General features: G+C 68.7%; 22 protein-coding genes. 12 read left to right on the top strand and 10 right to left on the bottom strand.

Annotation, left to right across the window (positions count from 1 at the left end; genetic code table 11):
• The first annotated feature begins 978 nt into the window (after positions 1 to 978).
• Positions 979 to 1383 (top strand): hypothetical protein, encoded by a 405-nt coding sequence (locus VGC13_RS06985; RefSeq protein ID WP_331124509.1) that lies wholly within the window; start codon positions 979 to 981, stop codon positions 1381 to 1383.
• Between the two features lie 7 nt (positions 1384 to 1390).
• On the opposite strand, the gene VGC13_RS06980 is transcribed toward VGC13_RS06985, so the two are convergent.
• A complete protein-coding gene (locus VGC13_RS06980; protein WP_331124508.1) occupies positions 1391 to 2239 on the bottom strand; it encodes a type II CAAX endopeptidase family protein in 849 nt (282 codons plus the stop codon).
• Positions 2240 to 2388: 149 nt separating this feature from the next.
• Here VGC13_RS06980 and VGC13_RS06975 point away from each other — a divergent pair, with 149 nt between their 5' ends.
• From VGC13_RS06975 to VGC13_RS06955, 5 genes are all read left to right on the top strand, one after another.
• On the top strand, positions 2389 to 2907 hold the full coding sequence (locus VGC13_RS06975) for a hypothetical protein (RefSeq protein WP_331124507.1): 519 nt from the start codon (positions 2389 to 2391) through the stop codon (positions 2905 to 2907).
• A 37-nt stretch (positions 2908 to 2944) separates the two neighbouring features.
• A complete protein-coding gene (locus VGC13_RS06970) occupies positions 2945 to 3310 on the top strand; it encodes a hypothetical protein (RefSeq protein ID WP_331124506.1) in 366 nt (121 codons plus the stop codon).
• A gap of 516 nt (positions 3311 to 3826) precedes the next feature.
• Positions 3827 to 4504 (top strand): DedA family protein, encoded by a 678-nt coding sequence (locus VGC13_RS06965; RefSeq protein ID WP_331124505.1) that lies wholly within the window; start codon positions 3827 to 3829, stop codon positions 4502 to 4504.
• A gap of 4 nt (positions 4505 to 4508) precedes the next feature.
• Positions 4509 to 5753 carry a LysM peptidoglycan-binding domain-containing protein gene (locus tag VGC13_RS06960; RefSeq protein ID WP_331124504.1) on the top strand — a complete coding sequence of 415 codons (1245 nt, stop codon included), beginning with the start codon at positions 4509 to 4511 and terminating at the stop codon, positions 5751 to 5753.
• Between the two features lie 19 nt (positions 5754 to 5772).
• Positions 5773 to 6687, top strand: a complete 915-nt coding sequence (locus tag VGC13_RS06955) for a PRC-barrel domain-containing protein (protein ID WP_331124503.1) — start codon at positions 5773 to 5775, stop codon at positions 6685 to 6687.
• Positions 6688 to 7173: 486 nt separating this feature from the next.
• Here the strand turns inward: VGC13_RS06955 and VGC13_RS06950 are convergent, their stop codons facing one another.
• The 9 genes from VGC13_RS06950 to VGC13_RS06910 form a co-directional block, all read right to left on the bottom strand.
• The gene (locus VGC13_RS06950; protein WP_331124502.1) at positions 7174 to 8100 is read right to left on the bottom strand and encodes a YwqG family protein; all 927 of its coding nucleotides are present in this window, start codon (positions 8098 to 8100) and stop codon (positions 7174 to 7176) included.
• Positions 8101 to 8180: 80 nt separating this feature from the next.
• On the bottom strand, positions 8181 to 9026 hold the full coding sequence (locus VGC13_RS06945; protein WP_331124501.1) for a YwqG family protein: 846 nt from the start codon (positions 9024 to 9026) through the stop codon (positions 8181 to 8183).
• Positions 9023 to 9799: an SDR family oxidoreductase gene (locus tag VGC13_RS06940; protein WP_331124500.1), complete on the bottom strand. Its 777-nt coding sequence runs from the start codon at positions 9797 to 9799 to the stop codon at positions 9023 to 9025. Before VGC13_RS06940 ends, VGC13_RS06945 begins: the two co-directional genes overlap by 4 nt.
• Positions 9800 to 10300: 501 nt before the next feature.
• The gene (locus VGC13_RS06935; RefSeq protein WP_331124499.1) at positions 10301 to 10498 is read right to left on the bottom strand and encodes a hypothetical protein; all 198 of its coding nucleotides are present in this window, start codon (positions 10496 to 10498) and stop codon (positions 10301 to 10303) included.
• Positions 10499 to 10769: 271 nt separating this feature from the next.
• On the bottom strand, positions 10770 to 11213 hold the full coding sequence (locus VGC13_RS06930) for a putative toxin-antitoxin system toxin component, PIN family (protein ID WP_331124498.1): 444 nt from the start codon (positions 11211 to 11213) through the stop codon (positions 10770 to 10772).
• A complete protein-coding gene (locus VGC13_RS06925) occupies positions 11203 to 11478 on the bottom strand; it encodes a type II toxin-antitoxin system Phd/YefM family antitoxin (protein ID WP_331124497.1) in 276 nt (91 codons plus the stop codon). The genes VGC13_RS06930 and VGC13_RS06925 overlap by 11 nt, the downstream gene beginning before the upstream one ends.
• Before the next feature lie 94 nt (positions 11479 to 11572).
• The gene (locus VGC13_RS06920; RefSeq protein ID WP_331124496.1) at positions 11573 to 12829 is read right to left on the bottom strand and encodes a competence/damage-inducible protein A; all 1257 of its coding nucleotides are present in this window, start codon (positions 12827 to 12829) and stop codon (positions 11573 to 11575) included.
• Positions 12830 to 13735 (bottom strand): FRG domain-containing protein, encoded by a 906-nt coding sequence (locus VGC13_RS06915; protein ID WP_331124495.1) that lies wholly within the window; start codon positions 13733 to 13735, stop codon positions 12830 to 12832. It abuts the gene before it with no gap.
• Between the two features lie 31 nt (positions 13736 to 13766).
• Positions 13767 to 14612 (bottom strand): SDR family oxidoreductase, encoded by an 846-nt coding sequence (locus VGC13_RS06910; RefSeq protein WP_331124494.1) that lies wholly within the window; start codon positions 14610 to 14612, stop codon positions 13767 to 13769.
• Between the two features lie 160 nt (positions 14613 to 14772).
• On the opposite strand from VGC13_RS06910, the gene VGC13_RS06905 reads away from it, so the two are divergent.
• The 6 genes from VGC13_RS06905 (at position 14773) to VGC13_RS06880 (ending at position 19734) form a co-directional block, all read left to right on the top strand.
• Positions 14773 to 16068, top strand: coding sequence for a DUF4105 domain-containing protein (locus VGC13_RS06905; protein ID WP_331124493.1), 1296 nt, complete (start codon positions 14773 to 14775; stop codon positions 16066 to 16068).
• A 359-nt stretch (positions 16069 to 16427) separates the two neighbouring features.
• A complete protein-coding gene (locus VGC13_RS06900) occupies positions 16428 to 16775 on the top strand; it encodes an arsenate reductase family protein (protein WP_331124492.1) in 348 nt (115 codons plus the stop codon).
• A gap of 22 nt (positions 16776 to 16797) precedes the next feature.
• The gene (locus VGC13_RS06895; RefSeq protein WP_331124491.1) at positions 16798 to 17355 is read left to right on the top strand and encodes an RsmD family RNA methyltransferase; all 558 of its coding nucleotides are present in this window, start codon (positions 16798 to 16800) and stop codon (positions 17353 to 17355) included.
• Entirely contained in the window at positions 17352 to 17840 is a 489-nt protein-coding gene (locus VGC13_RS06890) for a GNAT family N-acetyltransferase (RefSeq protein ID WP_331124490.1), read from the top strand. Before VGC13_RS06895 ends, VGC13_RS06890 begins: the two co-directional genes overlap by 4 nt.
• A 485-nt stretch (positions 17841 to 18325) precedes the next feature.
• On the top strand, positions 18326 to 18784 hold the full coding sequence (locus VGC13_RS06885) for a hypothetical protein (RefSeq protein WP_331124489.1): 459 nt from the start codon (positions 18326 to 18328) through the stop codon (positions 18782 to 18784).
• Positions 18785 to 19272: 488 nt separating this feature from the next.
• Positions 19273 to 19734, top strand: coding sequence for a hypothetical protein (locus tag VGC13_RS06880; RefSeq protein WP_331124488.1), 462 nt, complete (start codon positions 19273 to 19275; stop codon positions 19732 to 19734).
• Positions 19735 to 20159 lie beyond the last annotated feature (425 nt).

Genomic DNA, 20159 nt, shown 5'->3' with positions numbered 1-20159 from the left:
CGGCTCGCGTCACCTCTCCCCCCTGCAGTTCAGGGGGGAGAGGCCGGGAGAGGGGGGCGCCGGCGGGCGCCAGTTCGATATCCGTCGTCGAGCCTCAGTCCCACCCCTCTTCGCAGTTTGGGGAGGGCCCCTTCCCCTTCCCCGTCCCCTCCCCGCTCGTTCCTCGCGGAGAGGGGAGAATTCGATCGCGCTCCGCAGGTTTCGGCTCGCGTCACCTCTCCCCCCTGCAGTTCAGGGGGGAGAGGCCGGGAGAGGGGGGCGCCGGCGGGCGCCAGTTCGATGTCCGTCGTCCAGCCTCAGTCCTCACCCCTCCCCCGCGGTTTGGGGGAGGGGTCGCCAGCCGTCGCGGGGAACGAGCGAAAGGCTTGGCGGGGGAGAGGGGCCCCCGTCGTCGCGCGAGTTCGAAAACCCTTCGAACCGCCCTCAGCCACGCCCCTTGAAACGCGCGGGGCTCTCCACACGTCATCCGGCGGAGGGCTCCGGACCGGAGGAATCCGAAAAGGCCGGACCCGAAAACCGAAAGTCGAAACCGAAGACCGAAACCGAAGCCGAAGCGCCTCCCGAAGGCGGGCGAGGGAACCTTGGGGGCGTCTCCGGGTTCAGTCCCGTTTCCGGTGCACTCCGGCCCCCGGGCGCGAAAGTTTTCACGTGGAGCTTGCGTCAACCATGCGAATTCCAGAGATTCGGCGCGTGCATGTGCGCGCAGATAGCGCCACAGGCGGGTAAAAGTGGACTGCTGCCGCCGCAGGAGGAGCCTGCGTGTCCACTCTGTTTGCGACTCTGGCGAATTTTCTTGTAGTGGCGGCATTTACCGTGGGAGCTGCGCCGGCCGAAGCCGGGCAGGAGGGCTAAGTGCCCCCGCCGTGCACTTATAGGCGGTGTGGCCAGCCACTTGCTTCGGGAAATGTTCGGTATTATTATTCTGCCGTAGGACGGCGCCGGCAGCACCTTTCGGTACACCTTGGGAAGGAAAATCAAATGAACGCGAGCGATCCCCGGAGCGCCACCACCAAGCACCTGCGCGAGACCGCCGCGGCGCGCGTGGAGAACACGTCGCTCCGCAGCGTGGCACGCGAGATCGGGATGAGCCCCACGGGTCTGAAGAAGTTCCTGCAGGGGACGGCGCCCTACTCGCCCACGCTGCGGCGCCTGCGCAGCTGGTACGTGCAGTACGCGGCCGTGCAGACCGGCAACGTGGGGCTGGAGGACGCGTACGCCGCGCTGAACGTGCTGGTGCACGACCTGCCGCCGGATCCCCGGCGCGACACCGCCGGCTGCCTGCTGGAGTGCGTGGGGCGCGGCTACGACCAGAGCGGCAAGGCGCGGCCCGCGTGGATGCAGGACCTGCAGCAGCGGTTCGCCGGCACGGACCAGCCGGAGTAGCGAAGGGTCAGGACGACGATTCCACGGGGAGGCTACGCGCCTCCGTGCGGCCCGCCGGGCGCGCCCGCCCCGTCTCGTCCTGCATTCGCTTTACCGTCCAGGCGCACCACACCAGGCTCAGCACCGCCACGGCCGCGGCGGGCACGGCCCAGCGCCACCCCTTGCCGGTGGGGTCGAAGTCCGGCAGCGCGGTGCCGAACGCCAGCACGCCGGCGTTCCACGAAAGGTGCAGCGCCACGCCCGCCCAGATGGAGCGCGTGGCGTACACCGCGTGCCCCAGCACCAGCCCCCCGGCCAGGCGCACCGGCAGGTACTGCGGCTCCATGTGCGCCAGCGCGAACAGCACCGCCGTCACCCCGATGGCGGCCTGCGCGCTCAGCCGGCGCTCCAGCGGGCGCTGGATCCAGCCGCGAAAGGCGAACTCCTCCAGCAGCGGCGCCACCACCACCGCCAGAAGGTAGAACGCCGCCTCGCCCCCCGGCCGGGCCAGGAACTTCTCCATCTCCGGGCCAAAGTCCACCTCCGTGGCCCACCCCATCGCCAGCAGCGCGCTCCACAGCCCCAGCGTAAGCCCCACCATCGCCGGGGCCGTGAGCGCCACCCACGGCCACGCCCGTCCCACCCCCCGCACGCGCGAACGGGCCCGCGCCCGCGCGCTCCACCGCCCGGGAAGCGCGTACACGCGCAGGAACAGCGCGGCCAGCACCACCATCCCCACGACCGCGACGGCGGGGGAGAACTGGAAGAGAAAGGCGAGGGGGATGTACCACACCAGCCACGTCAGCATCCCCGACGCCACGGCCGCGATGGTGGTGCCCACACGATACGATCGGGTGCCGCGCCGGTCTGCCTTCACTCGGGAATCGGTTCGCGTTGGGGAGATGGACGACGTGTATCCGCCTGAATGCTAACGGCTTCGCCCCCCGGGCGACAGCATGCACGCTTGGGCGGCGGCGCGCGGCGTTGTAGATTGGCACCGTGCCACCCTCTACCGGCAGGAGACCCATGCCCGCAGTCCCGTTCGACCGGCTTCCCGACGACGCCCGCCTGTGGGTGTTCGCCGCCGCGCGCCCCCTGGACGACGACCAGCAGCGCGCGCTGCTGGAGCACGCCGACGCCTTTCTGCGGCGCTGGGCGGCGCACGGCGCGCCGGTGGTGGGCGGCCGGGAGATGCGCCACGGCCGCTTTCTGCTCGTGGGCGCCGACGAGCGGGCCACCGGCGTGTCCGGCTGCTCCATCGACTCGCTGTTCCGCACCCTGGGCGAGCTCGAGGGGCAGATGGGCGTGCCCATGCGCGACGGCTCACTGGTCTTCTATCGCGACGCGCGGGGAGAGATCCAGGCCGAGCCCCGCCCCGCCTTTCGCCAGCGCGCCGCCGCCGCCGGGGTGACGGAGGAGACGACCGTCTTCGACAACACCATCGGCACGGTGGGCGAGCTGCGGGCGGGCGGATGGGAAAAGCCGCTGCGCGACTCCTGGCACGCCCGCGCCTTCGGCGTCCCCACCTCGCAGCCGGCGTCCTGATCCCCGGTCCCCGATCCCGCTCTCCGAGGCTGATCCGATGCCTGTGCTGATCCCCGCCCCGTCCGTCATCGAGGCCGCCGGCAACAAGCCCAAGCGGATCGAGGAGTTCGCCGGCCGCGTCAACAGCGGGCACGCGGAGGTGAGCGTGGCGCGGATGCAGTCGCCGGAGGGGTGGGTGGAGCCGGGGCAGCGGCCGGAGTTCCAGGAGATCACCGTGGTGCTGCGCGGGATGCTGCGGGTGGAGCACGAGGGCGGCGCGATGGAGGTGCGCGCCGGCCAGGCCGTCGTGCAGCACCCGGGCGAGTGGGTGCGCTACAGCACGCCCGAGCCCGGCGGCGCCGAGTACGTGGCCGTCTGCCTTCCCGCCTTCTCCCCCGCCACCGTCCACCGCGACCCGGACTGATCCGCGCCGACGCTGGTCCTTGCCGCAAGTACCGGTCACGATCAAGTCACGAGAATTCCGACGGTAGATTCCTCAGTCGGCGCCAGAGTACGCGGTACAGGACGATTCCGTGCGGCGCCTCCTTCGGAATGACAGATCGATGTTCTGCGTTGGCCGACAAAGGCTGGTGCGTTGCTGAGACAAGGCCGGGTCGATACTGCCGCACCGATCCGCCGCACTCTCGCACTCTCGCACTCTCGCACTCTCGCACTCTCGCACTCTCGCACTCCCGCACTCCCGCACTCCCGCACTCCCGCACTCCCGCACTCCCGCACTCCCGCACTCCCGCACTCCCGCACTCCCGCACTCCCGCACTCACGCACTCACGCACTCACGCACTCACGCACTCCCGCTCACCCGCTCACGCACTCCGGTCCGAACCTTGTATCCCCACGGCCGCGCCCGTAGCATTGGGCACCCGCGTCGGGGGCTTCCCGACCGCTGACCACCCTGCCCTTACGGCGGCCCGGGGAGACGATGGACTTTCTGCTGCAGCTGCTGGACTACTTTCGGCACATGGACACCCACCTGGCCGAGCTGCTGAGGCAGTACGGCGGGTGGACGTACGCCATCCTGTTCCTCATCATCTTCTGCGAGACGGGGCTGGTGGTGACGCCGTTTCTTCCCGGCGACTCGCTGCTGTTCGCGGCGGGGGCGGTGGTGGCGGCGGCCAACAAGCCCGGCGACCCCGCGCTCAACATCCTGCTGCTGTGGGTGCTGATGATGGTGGCCGCCATCATCGGCGACTCCGTGAACTACCAGATCGGCCGGTGGCTGGGGCTGCGGGTGTTCAAGGAAGACGCAAAGGTGATGAAGACGGAGTACCTGCGCCGCACCGAGGCGTTCTACGCCAAGCACGGCGGCAAGACCATCATCCTGGCGCGCTTCATCCCCATCGTGCGGACGTACGCGCCGTTCGTGGCGGGAGCCAGCCGGATGGACTACGCGCGGTTCCTTACCTACAACGTGATCGGCGGGGTGGCGTGGATCACCATCTTTCTGTTCGCGGGCTACTTCTTCGGGAACATTCCGGCGGTTCAGGAGAACTTCGAGTACGTGGTGATCGCCATCATCCTCGTGTCCCTGATTCCCCCGATCATCGAGTGGCTCAAGCACCGCCGTGAAAAGGCGGCCGGAGAGCCCACCCAGGCCTGACCTCATGCGCCGCCTTCCGCTCCTGCTCCTGGTCCTCTCCTGCGCCGCGGCCGATGCCGCGGCGCAGGCCGCGCCGTCCACCCGCCGCCCGCCCGCCGACACGGTGCGGATCGGCCGCGCCGCCGCGGACAGCATCCGCATGGCCGAGGAGGGCGAGGTGGTGTCGATCGACGCGCTGGAGGAGGAAGAGGCCCCCGCCGCCGCCGACACGGTGCCGGTCTCCGCGGACGGCCCCTACGCCCGCGCGGCCGGCACCGGGCCGTTCACCGTGCAGGCCAGCGGCGAGCCCGCCCCGCGCCCCGCCCGCAGCGAGGTCGTCTGGGTGAATGCCGCCCCCGCGCGCCCGGCCGCGAGCGACACCGCGCGTGCCGGGACGGGCGCCCGCGTGGCCTCGGGATCCACGACGCGCCGCGACACGGCGTCCACAGCCCGCCCCGCCGCGCGTGACACGGCGCGGACCGGCCAGGGCCAGCGCGTCCCCTCCGGCTCTACCACGCGCCGCGACACGGCGTCCGCATCCCGGCCCGCCGCACGAGACACGGCGCGGACGGGCCAGGGCCAGCGCGTCGCCTCCGGCTCCACCGCGCGCCGCGACACCGCCGCATCCACCACCCGCCGCGCCCCCCGCGACACCGTGACCGTGCGGCGCAACGACGCGGGCGCATCCACGGGCGGACGGACAGGATCGAGTACGTCCACCACCACGAGCGGACGGACGGGATCGAGCGCATCCACCACCACGGGCGGGCGGGCCGGATCGGGCGCGTCCACGACCACGGGCGGACGGACGGGATCGAACACGTCGACCTCCGCGACGAGCGGGCGCGCGGGGGCGAGCACATCTACGCCCGCGACCTCGCGGCCCCGCGCGCACACGGTGGCCACGGGCGAGACGTTCTACGGGATCGCGCGGCGGTACGGGGTGACGGCGGCCCAGCTGCGGGCGCTGAACCCGGACGTGGACATGAACGAGCTGGAGGTGGGCGACGTGCTGCGCCTGCCCGCCGGCGCGCGCGACAGCCGGGCACCCGCGCAGCCGGCGCGCACCGGCACGGGCACCCCCGCGCGGCCCTCCACGGCGCCCACACAGCCCCGCGGCGGCCGTACGCACACCGTGGCGCAGGGCGAGACGCTGTTCGGCATCGCGCGGCGGTACGGGGTTACGGTGGCCGCCCTGCGCGAGGCCAACGAGATGGAGTCGGACCAGGTACGGACGGGGCAGCGGCTGGTAATCCCGCCAGCGCGCTGAGCCACCACGGGACGGAGGGATGACGATGGCCGAGAGCGCTGCTTCGCGGGCGGAGGTGCTGCGCACGCGCGACCTGGTCGGGTGGGCCGTGGCGGACCCCGCCGGCGCCACCGTAGGCACGGTGTCGGACCTGCTGATCGGGCGGGACGGGCGGGTGCGCTTTCTGGCGGTGAAGCGCGGGCTGCTGGGCAGCACCGTGCTGATCCCCGTCGAGGAGCTGGACTGGGGCGAGCAGTCCATGCGCCTGAACCGCTGGCTCGACGCCGACGTGCGCCGCCTGCCCCCGTACGACGGCGACCGGCCGCTCGACGGCGAGGTGGTGGCCGAGATGGAGCGCGCCCATCCGCGCTTCTACGGCCCGCCGCTCCCCTTCGACGCGCTGGAGAACCAGGGCACGCCGCAGATCGTGCCGCTGCGCGAGGCGCGCGGGTTCCGCCTGCCCAAGGACGCGCCCAACCTGCGCGGGTGGACCGTGTTCGGCGAGGACAACGAGCGGGTGGGCGTGGTGGAGGACATGCTGGTGGATCCCCACCTGATGAAGGTGATGTACCTGGACGTGGACGTGGCCGACGACCTGTTCCGGCTGCGCGACGACCGGCACGTGGTGGTGCCCATGGAGTTCGTGGAGCTGCGCGAGCGGGGTGAGGACGCGTGGGTGCACGTCCTTACGGCGCGCGAGATCGCCGCGCTTCCCGCGTACACCGGCGGCGCGCTGGACCCGCTGATCGAGAAGCGGGTTATCCAGGCGTTCAGCCGCGAGTCCTCGTCTCCCGCGCTGCCGCCGGAGCACCAGGCCTCGCTGCGCCCCCGCGAGTCGCGCGTGGACCTTCCGCCGCCGCCCCTCCCCGAGCGGCACGCGGACGAGTCCTATCCGGACGAGCGCTACCCGGACGAGCCGCCGCCCCTTCCGCGCCGGTCCGACGCCGATTACTAGACGCGGAGCGGATCTGCTTATACCAGAATGACTAAACTGTCATTCTGAGGGAGGCGCCGCGAAGTGCTCTCTTTGCGCGCAGGAGCGTGGCGCCGACCGAAGAATCTTTGTCCGAAGCGGCAGGATCTTTCCGTCACGCTGGGTTCCCGGGCGATGCCCGGGTGGGGTTCCGCGCGAGGGGAGAGAGATTCTTCGGTCGCGCCAACGGCTCCGCGGCTGTTCCGAGAGTCCGGGGTGGGCGCTCCCTCAGAATGACAGGTGTTTCCGCGGGCTTCGGTATGGCAAGTTGACCGCGCGGCCGAAAGGCAGTTGCGCGCGGGGAGGAAGCGAAAAGGACGCAGGGGGCGATGGATCAGCCCTCCTGCGTCCTTCGTCCGTTCAGCGCGGGGACAGCGGAGTCATGTTCTGGCAGTCCCTGTCCGCGCGTGCCTTGCCGCCTTGAAAGCGCGGGACGTTGAACTCCGTGGATCCACCGTGCTCACCCGATCAGCCGCACTGCATGATCATCCATACGCGGCTGAAGTCGCGCGTGGCCAGGTGGGGCTCGCGAATCCAGAAATACAGCAGTCCCACGTCACCCCACATCATGCCCGCGTCGTCGTCGGAGGCCAGCTGCAGGAGCAGGCGCCACTCCGCGATCTCGGGCTCCAGCTCTGCGCGGATCCGGTCCATGTCATCCCAGGTCCATTCAATGCCACTGGACATGAGCTGGCACTCCAGTTCCATCTCGGCGTTCTGGACGATGTCGGGCCAGCCCAGCAACCGGTGCTCCGTGGGAATGCTCCCGGCTCCCTGGTCCCGTACGTCCATGTACGCATCGCTTTCGTCCCATGACAGCCCCAGTGCCACTTTTTGTGGTTCACCGTGATCTGGAAGCGACACGCCCGGGCGTGGAGTCAGCCCGCATGCGGTAAAGATGCCGTCCTCCGGCACCGCATCCGGAATAGGTGCGCGCTCCAGCGAGGCCCCGGCCGGAGTGTACAGAACCCGCCAGGCCCCTGCGTCGGGGTGGCCGTTCCAGACTGCACCGTGGGCATCGCAGAAGAACGACAGAAGTCCGGCGGAAGGAAGCACGTCCGCGCCGGGAAGTCCCGCGACGGTCGCCAGGTCGATCTGCACGAGAAACGACATGGGCGTGCCCTGCCACTCCGGCCACGGCTCGCCCGGGGGAAGGTCGGGTTCTCCGCCCAGCCGCGACGCCCCCACACGGCCCGCCGTGTCGTCACCCAAGACGGTTTCCAGCTGGATGCAGGGCTTCGCGAGCGCGGCGATCGTTTCGACGTGCCGGCCCAGCCCGGCGCTCGCCAGGTCGGTGCGAAAGGATTCCGGTGTCATGCAAGTCGTCTCCGAGCGGTGGATGAGGGTGGCGCTGGCCTGGTCGGTGGGCTTGATGATGATCTGGTCGATGTTCACGTGCGGCGGGCGCCGAAACGGAGGAGCACCGCGCTCTTTCGTGTCCAACCGTCAGTGACCGGGCAGATCGCGCCACCCGATCAGCCGCACTGCATGATCATCCATACGCGGCTGAAGTCGCGCGCGGCCAGGTCGGGCTCGCGAATCCAGAAATACAGCAGTCCCACGTCACCCCACATCATGTCCGCGGCGTCGTCGGACGCCAGTTGCAGGAGCAGGCGCCACTCCGCGGTACCGGGCTCCTGCTGTGCCCGGAGCCGGTCCAGGTCAGTCCAGTCCCATTCACGGCCAGTGGACGCGATCTGGCACTCCAGTTCCATCTCGGCGTTCTGGACGATGTCCGGCCAGCCCAGCAACCGGTGCTCCGTGGGTATGCTCCCGGCTCCCCGGTCCCGTACGTCCATGTACGCATCGCTTTCGTCCCATGACAACCCCAGTGCCATTTTTTGTGGTTCACCGTGATCCGGCAGCGACACGCCCGGGCGCGGAGTCAGCCCGCATGCGGTGAAGATGCCGTCCTCCGGCATCGCATCCGGAATGGGTGCGCGCTCCAGCGAGGCCCCGGCCGGAGTGTACAGAACCCGCCAGTCTCCTCCGTCCGTGGGATCGCCCCTCCAGATCGCACCCTCGCAGAAGAACGACAGCAGCCCGTCGGAAGGAAGCACGTCCGCGCCCGGAAGTCCCGCGACGGTCGCCAGGTCGATCTGCACGAGAAACGACATGGGCTGGCCTTGCCACTCCGGCCACGGCTCCCCCGGGGGGAGGTCGGGTTCTCCGCCCAGCCGCGACGCCCCCACACGATCCGCCGCGTCGTCACCGGGGCTGGTTTCAAGCTGGATGCAGGGCTTCGCGAGCGCGGCGATCGTTTCGACGTGCCGGCCCAGCCCGGCGCTCGCCAGGTCGGTGCGAAAGGATTCCGGTGTCATGCGGGCGTCTCCGAGCGGTGGACGAGGGTGGCGCTGGCCTGGTCGGTGGGCTTGATGATGATCTCGTCGATGTTCACGTGCGGGGGGCGCGTGGCCACCCACAGCACCGTCTCGGCGATGTCGGCGGGGGTCAGGGGGGTCATGCCGCGGTACACCTTGTCGGCGCGATCGCGGTCGCCGTGAAAACGCACCACGCTGAACTCCGTCTCCACCATCCCCGGATCCACCGTGCTCACCCGCACGCCGGTGCCCAGCAGGTCCATCCGCAGCCCGCGGGTGATGGCACCCACCGCGTGCTTGGTGGCGCAGTACACCGCGCCGCCGGGGTACACCTCGTGCCCCGCCACGGAGCCCAGGTTGATGACGTGCCCCCGCCCGCGCTCCACCATCCCCGGCATAACGGCGCGGGTGGCGTACAGCAGGCCCTTGACGTTGGTGTCCACCATCTCGTCCCAGCCGTCCACGTCGCCCGCCTGCACCTTGTCCATCCCGCGTCCCAGGCCGGCGTTGTTCACCAGCACGTCGATGGCCGCCCACTCCGGCGGCAGCCCGCCCACAGCCGCGAAGACGGCCTCGCGGTCGCGGACGTCGAAAGCCAGCAGGTGGGTTTCGGTGCCGTGCGCCTGCCGCAGCTCGTCGGCCAGGGCCTGCAGCCGCTCGCGGCGCCGGCCGGTGAGCACCAGCCGCGCGCCCGCCGCCGCAAAGGCCCGCGCGCACGCCTCGCCGATGCCCGCGGTGGCGCCGGTGATCAGGACGGTTCCGGAAAAGCTCATGTCGATGGACGGACGTTCGGGATTCGGTTGCCGGATGGTGCCTGCAAGATAGGATGCGCCACGCCCGGAATCCATCCACCCGCATCAGGTAAAGCCCGGGGCGCACGGAGCCCGTGAGCAACCACCGAACCCGCCAATCCGCGAAGGCGGATTTCGTGTCCTTGTTGCAGCGAATCATGCCGTTGCGATTTAATCCGGCAACGTGCCGTCCGCCCGCTGGAGCGAATGAATTCGCCGCTGGAAAATCGCAAAGTCCGCCTTCGCGGACTCGGCGGCCCGGCTCATACGGCGTCCGAAGCACCTGCGCGTCCGCAACCCGGCGATCACCGAATCAGATCCGAAATGGGCATCATTCGCCCTTGCAGGCCGTGCCGCTCCTGCCGCCCAGGTGGCTTTTGCAATCGTGCATCGACAGCAAGCGGGGCGAGCCATCTGGCCCGCCCCGCTTTGCTGTCCGCTCACCCGAGAAGCCTCGCGTGCCCTCCCGGCAGGCACCTGGAGCTACGGGGTCGTGGTGACGGGCGCCCCGGAGGTGGGCGTCATCGACGTGGTGGTGTCGACCACCGTGCCCTCGACGGCCTCGGGCTCGTCGTCGCCGCGGTTGCGCATCAGAAAGAACGCCAGCAGGGCCAGGGCGAGCAGGCCCAGGATCCAGGGTAACGGGCTCTTGCGCTTTTTCTCGATGTTGATGTCCGCCATTCGGATAATCCTCCGCCGTCATTTCGATTGGGCACGGTGCCAGCCCGCCGGGCGCGGGCGCGGGCCGGGTCCGAGGCAACTTCCGTGCACGGGCGTTAGATGTTTGTAGAAGAAGCCCGATCAGCGGGAGGTGCGGAAGGAAGCGGGGCGGGGCCGTCTCGGTTGGCATTCCCCGCAGCGGATGAGTCCCGGCGCGAGGATGTGCACGTGCAGTCGCGGCGCTTGGTCGTCCACGCCGAGTTCCGTCTCGTCGTCCGCTACTAACGAAGAGTCATCCGCCTGCGTCCGGCTGCTCGCCGAGCTTCACGAAACGCTCTAGAAACTGCCTTGGTGTGACGATCTCAGTACCCCTGTACTGGCCCAAGACGAGAAGGTCTTTGTCACTGGCGACCAGCACGTGCGCTTTTGCCTCCAGAACCGTGCTCAGGATCATCCGATCATTCGGGTCGCGCAACAGCGAGTCACTGACATCCGCCGTGCCAGGGACGAACGAGGCGTAATCCCGGATGTAATCAACCGTCTCCTGGATTTCCGCTTCCGAGATCCGGTATTTGAGTCTGATCCGAGGATATGCCAGCGTCGTCATCAACTCCTGCAGAATCGCCGGTGTCGTAAAAAGAGAATAGCAGTGTGCCCGCCAAGCCTTGAAGACCTGAGCGGGCACACCTTGGGGGAACAGCACGTTACTGACGAGTACGGAGGTATCAAGTACCACTCGTAACATTCCTGCCTCTCACGGCTGCGAGTGCTTCGGCGATATCGGCCTCCACCTCTTCTTCGGAAAAGGCGGGGCGACTCTCCTTCATCTTCTCCAGTCGCTCGAAACGAGCGTCCCGCTCTTCCATCATCTGCCGATACATGTCAATTGGGACCACTGCTGCCATGGGCTTGCCCGAACTTTCGAGAATCACGGTTTCCCCTCCGTAATGTACGCGGCCAATCAACTCCGAAAACTTCTGCCGCGCCTCGCGGGCACCCATTCGTGCAACCATTGGTACTGCTCCTGATGCTATCGATTTCTACGCGAAGGCCCGCCGCATACTCAATGTAATGCGTTATCCTTGTGTACACAATTCATACCAGAGCGCTCAGCAGCCAGCGGCGCAGGCTGTCGAGCGCCATCTGGGCGGTGGTGGCCTTGATCCAGTCACGGCCGCGGTCACCCAGGTCAAAGCGCCGCGCCCAGGTGCCGCCCTCCCACGCCAGGCCGATGCACACCGTGCCCACCGGCTTGTCCGGGGTACCGCCGCCCGGCCCCGCGACGCCGGTGGTGGAAAGTCCCACGTCCGCGCCGGCGAGGCGCCGTGCGCCCGCCGCCATCTCCTCCGCCGTCTGCGTGCTCACGGCGCCGTGCGCGGCCAGCGTCTGCTCCGACACGCCGAGCACGGACGTCTTCGCCGTGTTGCTGTAGGTGGCGGTACCCAGGAGAAAGTACGCCGAGCTCCCCGGCACGTCGGTGATGCGGTCGCCGATGCGCCCGCCCGTGCACGACTCCGCCAGCGCCAGCGTAAGGCCGCGCTCGCGCAGCATGCGGCCCACCGTCTCTTCCAGCCCCTCGTCGCCCGCGGCGTAGACGGCGTCGCCCAGCCGCTCGCGGACGCGCGCCTCCAGCCCGTCCATCCGCCCTTCCAGGTCGTCATCCGGCGTGCCGTCCACCGTCAGCCGCACGTACATGCGCGGAAACGAGGCGCGGAACGCCACCCGCGCCTCGTCGGGGCCAATGGCGCCCTCCAGCAGCTCGTCGATGCGGCTCTCCGCCAGCCCCACGGTGCTGAAGGTGCGCGACAGGAAACGCCGCCCGGGCTGCCGCGCCGCCACCCAGGGCACCAGCGTGGCCGCCACCATGTGCCGCGTCTCGCGGGGAACGCCGGGAAAGCAGGCCACGTGGCGCGTCTGCCCATCCACCGTGATGGGGCAGATGAAGCCCGGCGCGGTGCCGTTAGGGTTGGGGATGACCTTGGCGCCTTCGGGAAACAGCGCCTGCTTGCGGTTGTTGGGCGGCATCTCCATCCCCCGCCCGCGAAAGCGCTCGATCATGAACTGCAGCGACGGCTCGTGCAGCACCATCTCGCGCCCAGCCAGCTTCGCCACGCACGCCGTGGTCAGGTCGTCCGCCGTGGGCCCCAGCCCGCCGGTGCTGATGACCAGCTCCGCCTGCCGCAGCGCCTGCCCAAAGGCGCGGATGATCTCGTCCTCCTCGTCGCGTACGCTGAAGCCGCAGACCGCCTCAACCCCCAGCGCCTTCAGCTCGCCCGCGATGAAGCCGGAGTTGGTGTCGGTCGTGAGCCCGCCGACGATCTCGTCGCCGATGGCAAGGAAGGCAGCTTTCATTTAGTCACCCCTATGCTCCTTGCGGCCTCCAACTCCCCGTGATCCTTGCTGGCGGAAAATCTGGTTGACGTACATGTGGTGGTAAAATCTTGCGTCATCTTCCCGCAGAATTCCGGGGAGGGAACGGGCGAACCCCTCTAACCCTCCAAAGAGCGACGTTGATGTGACATTCATTGACGCGAGATCAAGCATCGCTTGCGAATGGAAATTCCGAGAAAGAACTATTTTTACGAGGATCGCACGATCTAGAAACGTGTAACTTGTGAGCTTCTGTGGTTCCATCTGACTGAACATTGAGGACCTGACGCTAAAATCCTCAAACATGTTGTCCTCAAAACTGCGCGCGGTATCCAAGGGCAGCAAAAATGTCCCCTGCTGTACTGATATTCGCTGGTTTAGCCGATCTGGCTCAACCCATAGAAGGCCTGTATTCCTCGAGCGCTGCTGAAGGACATTGTTCGCCTCAGCAAGCATTTTTGTATTGAAATCGCTGGTGTTGAATGTGTAGGTGTTTCTTGCTTTCGTCATCAGCGCATCTGTATCAATTGCGAATACTGTGGCATCCCGATCCGCATTTTCCATCGCGAAAAAGGCTGCTACGTACGGGGATCTGGTAAAATCCAGTAGACGCGTTGGCCCGCCATAATGTTGGATTAGAGCCAGCCATTCGACCAAGTCGTTCTTCTCTGGCAGATCAACCCCGTAGTGATGGGCCCGGCGTTGGAACTCCCGTAGCATTGCCGCTTCTGCATCTTCTATGTGGGCATATGCGTTCCATCGAATGGCAGCTCGTTCCAGTGAGGTCGTGAGTTCCCAATTGGTTTCTGCGTGTCCGCGGAAGATATATCGAGGCAACTGGCTAAGGATGTACTTCGCCTCTGTCCAGTCGTTCGGTACGAGATGCATAAGCCTAGGTTCGGCCCCTGTCATCGGACTACTACTTTCCCCGCATGGCCTTGAGCGCGCCCTTTACGGCAGCGCGGGGCATGCGCGTGAGGCCGTTGAACTCGCCGCCGCTGGCGATCCACTCGCCGCCATCGATGGTCACGCACTCGCCGTTGACGAACGGCGCGCCGTCCGACACCAGGAACGCGGCAAGGTTGGCCAGCTCGTCGTGGTCGCCAAAGCGCTTCATGGGAATGCGCGCGCGGGCCTCGGCCTCGATCTCAGGCGTGGGCATCAGCGCGTTCCAGGCGCCCTCGGTGGGAAACGGGCCGGGGGCGATGGCGTTGCTGCGGATGCCGTACTCCGCCCACTCCACCGCCAGCGACCGCGTCATCGCCAGCACCCCCGCCTTGGCCGCGGCGCTGGGGATGACGAACGCGCTTCCCGTCCACGCGTAGGTGGTGACGATGTTCAGCACCGCGCCGCCCTTCCCCGCCTCGATCATCCGCCGGCCGATGGCCAGCGTGGCGTTGAAGGTGCCGTAGAGCACCGTCTGCACCACGGCGTTGAAGCCGCCGGGCGACAGGTCTTCGGTGGCCGCCAGGAAGTTGCCGGCGGCGTTGTTCACCAGGATGTCGATGCCGCCATAGCGCTCGGCCACGGCGGCGGCGGTGGCCTCGACCGCGGCAAAGTCGCGCACGTCGCAGGGGTGCGTGAACACCCGCTCGCCGCTGGGGTCGATCTGCCCCGCCGCGCCCGCCAGCCGCTCTGCGCTGCGGCCGGTGATGGCCACGTTGGCGCCCAGCGCCGCGAACTTCTTCGACATCGACAGCCCCAGCCCGGAGCCGCCCCCCGTCACCAGCACCGATTTGCCCGCCAGCAGGTCGTCGCGGAACACGTGCCCTCCATCCCCATTCGTTGCGTCGTCGTCCCTCTCCCGGCCTCAGAGTACGCCCCCGCCGCCAGCGGCGAAAGTGCGCCGGGCATGGCGCATTCCTCGCCTTTCGGGGTAACTTGTGCACCGCCAAACGCTTTGCACGATCCCACGAGAGCCCCCGATGTCCATCCGCCCCCTTCTGCTCGTCGCCGCCGCGCTGGCGCTTGCCGCCGTCCCCGCGCGCGCCCAGGCCCCCGTGGCCCCCGACACCGGCCTGACCGTCACCCTGCTCACCATGGGGCAGGGCGACCTGGTGTGGGAAAAGTTCGGGCACAACGCGCTCTGGATCCACGACCCCGCGGCGGCGGAGACGGACCGGGTGTACAACTACGGGATGTTCGACTTCAACTCGCCCGGGTACTGGGGCCGGTTCATGAAGGGGAACTGGCTGTACCAGCTGGGGGTGCACGGCATCGACCAGACGCTGTACAGCTACCAGTACTTCAACCGCGCGGTGTGGGCGCAGCAGCTGAACCTTACCCCCGCGCAGAAGCGCGAGCTGCAGGCGTTCCTCGAGAACAACGCGCGCCCGGAGAACCGCGAGTACCTGTACGACTACTACCGCGACAACTGCTCCACCCGCGTGCGCGACGTGCTGGACCGGGTGATCGGCGGGCGCCTGCGCGCGGCCACGGCCGACAGCATGACGGGCACCACCTACCGCTGGCACAGCGAGCGGCTGATCGTGGAGGACGAGCCGTCGTACGTGGGGCTGGCGGCGGGGCTGGGGCCGGCGGCGGACCGCCGGATCAGCGCGTGGGAGGAGATGTTCCTGCCCTTCAAGCTGCAGGAGCAGGTCCGCGCCGTCACCGTCGCCGACGCCAGTGGGCGCCAGGTGCCGCTGGTGGCGCGCGAGTGGACCATGGTGCCGGCGCGGGGCCGCGCCGAGGAGCGCCGCGACCCGCCGCTGGCCATCCCGTTCTTCATGGTCGCGTCGGTGCTGATCTCGTCCGTGCTGCTGCTGACGGGGATGTCCGCGCCGCGGTCGGCGGCGGCGCGGTTCGGGTACTCGGCGGTGAGCGCGATCTGGCTGCTGTTCGCGGGGACGGCCGGCGTGGCGCTCCTGGGGCTGTGGGCGTTCACCAACCACCAGATCGCCTACCGCAACGAGAACCTGCTGCAGCTTTCGCCGCTGGCGCTGCCGCTGGTGCTGCTGGTGCCGTGCCTGGCCTACGGCGCGCGCTGGGCGGCGCGGGGGGCGTGGCTGCTCGCCGCGGCGGTGGCGGCGCTCTCGGTCCTGGGACTGGTGATGCAGGTGCTTCCCGGCCTGGACCAGCGCAACGGCCACGTGATCGCCCTGGCGCTGCCGGTAAACCTGGTGCTGGCGTGGACGGTGCGCAGGCTGGCCGGCCACACGCGCACCACGCCCGCCGCCGCCGAGGCGAAGCCGCGGACGCGGGCCAAGGCGGCGGCGTAGGGCGTCCCCCGGCGGCGGCGTATCGTCGTTTCCGAAGATTCGCGGCGAAGGGCGGGCGCCCCCTCCGGGCTCGCATTACTCGCCCACCTCCCCCAAAACTGCTGGGGGAGGTTGGGTGTGCGTCAGACTGTTGTAGCGCGATCGAATTCTCCCCTCTCCGTGAGGAACGAACGGGGAGGGGCCGGGGGAGGGGCACCCCGCGGACGCAGTTCGTTGTGTGTCGAAGAGCCTCGATCTCCGCGGGCGACACCAACCTCCCCCAGCAGTTTTGGGGGAGGTGCGAGCCTAGGCGAGCGGAGGGGGCGCCGGCGGCTCGCCCCAATACCGGTTCCCAACCACCATTTCCCTGCACTTGTCGGATGGAAGTACAGATCTTCGGGCTGAAGAGCTGCAACGAGACCAAGAAGGCGCTGCGGTTCTTCAAGGAGCGCCGGCTCAGGACCCACTTCGTGGACCTGAAGGAGCGCGCGGCGTCGCCGGGCGAGCTGAAGCGCTTCGCGGAGCGCTTTGGCGCCGAGGCACTGCTGGACCGCGGCGGCAAGCGCTTCAAGGACCGCGGGCTGCACGTGGCGCACGTAGCCGAGTCGCGCATTCTCCCCATGCTGGCGGACGATCCCGCGCTGCTGGTGACGCCGCTGGTGCGCTCGGGAAACCACCTTACCGTCGGATGGGACGAGGCCAAGTGGAAGGGATGGATCGCGCCGTGAAGGCTTTTCGGGGGAGGGTCGGATGAGGATCGTGGGCGGAAAGCACGCGGGGCGCCACCTTACGTCGCCGCCGGACCGGCGCGTGCGCCCCACGGCCGAGCACGTGCGCGACGCGTGGCTCTCGCACCTGCAGCCGGTGCTGAAGGGCGCGCGGGTGCTGGACCTGTTCGCCGGCACGGGCGCGCTGGGGCTGGAGGCCCTCTCGCGCGGGGCGGCGTACGCCGATTTCGTGGAGACGCGCCCGGCCAGCCTGCACGCGCTCAAGGCCAACGTGGCCGCGCTGCACCTGCGGGCCAAGACGCGCATCTTCAAGAAGGACGCGCTGCCCTTTGCCGAGGCGCTGCAGGCGGGCGCGTACGACCTGTGCTTCGCCGACCCGCCGTACGAGTCGAAGATGCTGGACCGGCTGATCGCCATCTGGCTGCGGACGCCGTTCGCGGCCACGCTGTCGGTGGAGCACGCGGTGGAGCACGAGCTCGCGCCCGGCGGCAAGCGCCGCGTCTTCGAGGACACGGCGGTCACCGTCTACCAGGCAGACCCGGCCCTGCTCCCGCCCCGCACCCCGGACTCCGCGGAATGACGGACGCCATCCACATCCGCCCCGCGACGCCCGCGGACGGCGAGACGTTCCTGACGCTGGTCGACGCGCTGGCGGACTACGAAAAGCTGGACCGCCCCACCCCCGAGGCGCGCCAGCGGCTGCTGAACGACGCCTTTGGCGAGCGGCCGCGCATCAGCGTGTTCCTGGGCGAGCTGCACGGGCGCGCGGTGGGGTACGCCATCGTGCTCGAGACGTACTCGTCGTTCCTGGCGCTGCCCACGCTGTACCTGGAAGACCTGTTCGTGGTGCCGGACGCGCGGCGGTTCGGGATGGGGCGCGCGTTCTTCAAGGCCCTGGCCGTGGAGGCGGTGCGGCGCGGGTGCGGACGGATGGAGTGGGTGGTGCTGGACTGGAACCAGCTCGCCATCGACTTCTACGACAAGCTGGGCGCGCGCCGCATGACCGAGTGGTACACCTACCGCCTGAACGCCGAGCAGCTGGCCGAGGTCGCGGGCACCGGCTGATCCGGATCGACAGAACGGCTTCTGGGGTCGATTCGAGGTCGCGGAGAAACGGAGAGAGGACGCGGAGGGGCACCCCCCGGCGTCCTCTCTCCGTTTGTCGTCCATGCACTCGATTTCACAACGCGATCGTTACACGCCGCGCCAAGGAACACGTACGAACCGTACACTCGCCGCCAAACGTTTGCTGCGGAATCCCGCCAAGCCGCTGATCCGCATGGGGTTACAATCGTGGTGTTTGCTTCCCCTACTTTCGCGTGGGATCGAACGATCGTTCGGTGGCCTGAGCGCCTAAGTTACACTTCTGCATCGACTTAGCGGAACGAAAGCTGGCCCGTGATTTGCCTTCGCTTGCCGCCACGCCTTGAGAGGCAGAACGGGCCCGGGGGATGGGGACGGCGGGACGCCGCCGGAAGCGACAGCAGACCGTACGCCGGCAGGGGGCCGGCACGGACAGGCGACAACTTCCGAGGATGGGAGAGGCTACGATGAAGACACTGGGCAAGGGGCTGATGATGATCGCGCTGGTGGCCGCCACGGCGGCCTGCGACGGGTCTCCCACGGCGGGATCGGCGCTCGTTGCCGGTGAAGGGATCGCGGCGGCAAAGGCACCCAGTGGCACGCTGACGTTCGCGTCTACCCAGAGCTCCAGCGAGCAGACCCCGCAGACGGCCACCGGCGGCACGGGCACCATCAGCTTCACGGGGAGCGTCACCACGCCCACGCCCTGCTTCGACGTGTCGGCCACGCAGAGCGGGCGCCGCGACACCATCACGCTCACGGTGACGGCCAGCCCGAACGGCGGCTTCTGCGCGCAGGTGATCACCAACAACAACTACACCGGCAGCATCTCGGGCCTGGCGCCGGGGACGTACACCTTCAACGTGGTGCACGTCGTCAACGGCACGTCCGAAACCGCCTACACCAGCACGGTGACGGTGCAGTAGCCCGCACCGGCCGCTGAGGCCGGCCAAAAGCGGGGCCCGCGATCCGTCGCGGGCCCCGCTTCGTTCTGCTTCGATGGTCCGCGTGGTGTGGGACGCTCCCGCACCGCGTGCGCCCGCGTTCACCGCCGCTCGTTACGTGCCCTGCCGACACCCGCCGGCGGGGCGTCCGCTTTCTATCCAGATGTTTCCGGGCCCGCACGCGCCAACCGCCCGTATATCCCTCATCCACAACAGCTTGCAGCGCAGGTGCTTGCTTCTCTGATTTTATCCTGCGATCCAGGGTTTGTTCATGCGTTCCAAGCGTAAGTTGCCGGTTTGCATCGACTTACCGAGGGCGAAGGTGGCCCGCGACTTGCCTCGGTTGCCGCCACGCCTTGAGAGGCAGATCGGGCCCGAAGGGAAGAACGGCGGGACGCCGCCGGAAGCGACAGCAGACCGTGCCGGAGGGCCGGCGCGGACAGGCCAACACTTCCGAACTGGAGGACACGATGAAGGCAGTGACCACGGGGCTGATGACCATCGCGCTGCTTGCCGCCACGGCGGCGTGCGACGGATCGCCCACGACGGCCTCTGCGTTCGTGTCGGAGAGCGACGGCATCGCCATGGCGGCGTCCAGCAACTTCACCTTCAACCGCACGCCCACCTACGACTACGCCGCCCGCACCCCGCAGAGTGCGTCCGGCGGCGCCGGCGGCATCGACTTCGGCGGCAGCCTGACGACGCCCAACCCGTGCTACGACGTCAGCGCCACGCGCAGCGCGCGGCAGACGGACGTAACGGTGACCGTGACCGCCGACTACAACGGCAACACCTGCACGCAGGTGATCACGCACCAGAACTACACGGGGCGCGTTTCCGGCCTGGCGGCGGGCTCGTACAACTTCACGGTGGTGCACGTGACGGACGGGGTGGCACAGACCGCCTGGAGCGGCGCGGTGACGGTGGAGTAGCGGCGGGACGGACCAGAGACGGACGACAGGCGGGACCCCGGCGCGAGCCGCGGGTCCCGTCCGCGCGAGTGGCGGAGGCTGAACCTCCGCGGCAAACTGACTTCCCGCGAAGTGTCGCCAGACCTCTGCGGGTATCACGAGGAGCAATGACTTCCTGAGAGGGTGTTTAAGAATCCGACGCTGCACATCCAGTCAGATCCACCAGCGCTGTCATTCCGAGGCCCGGCCACGCCGCAGCCTGCCTTCACACCAGAGGTTGCAGGGCCGAGGAATCTACTGTCGGATTTGCTGGAGGGCAGACGCGGTAGCCCGTGCTTACCTTGCGGCTACGACACGGGCGGACAGGGCCAGTGCCGGAGCGGTGCAGCGGGGCACCAGCAGCAGACAGTAGATTTCTCAGTCGGCGCGCAGGATTTCGTGCGAGC

Source organism: Longimicrobium sp. (assembly GCF_036399255.1).
In the GTDB taxonomy this organism is placed as follows: domain Bacteria; phylum Gemmatimonadota; class Gemmatimonadetes; order Longimicrobiales; family Longimicrobiaceae; genus Longimicrobium.
Note: the sequence above shows the minus strand (reverse complement) of the source record. Positions and strands in the feature narration are given on the sequence as shown.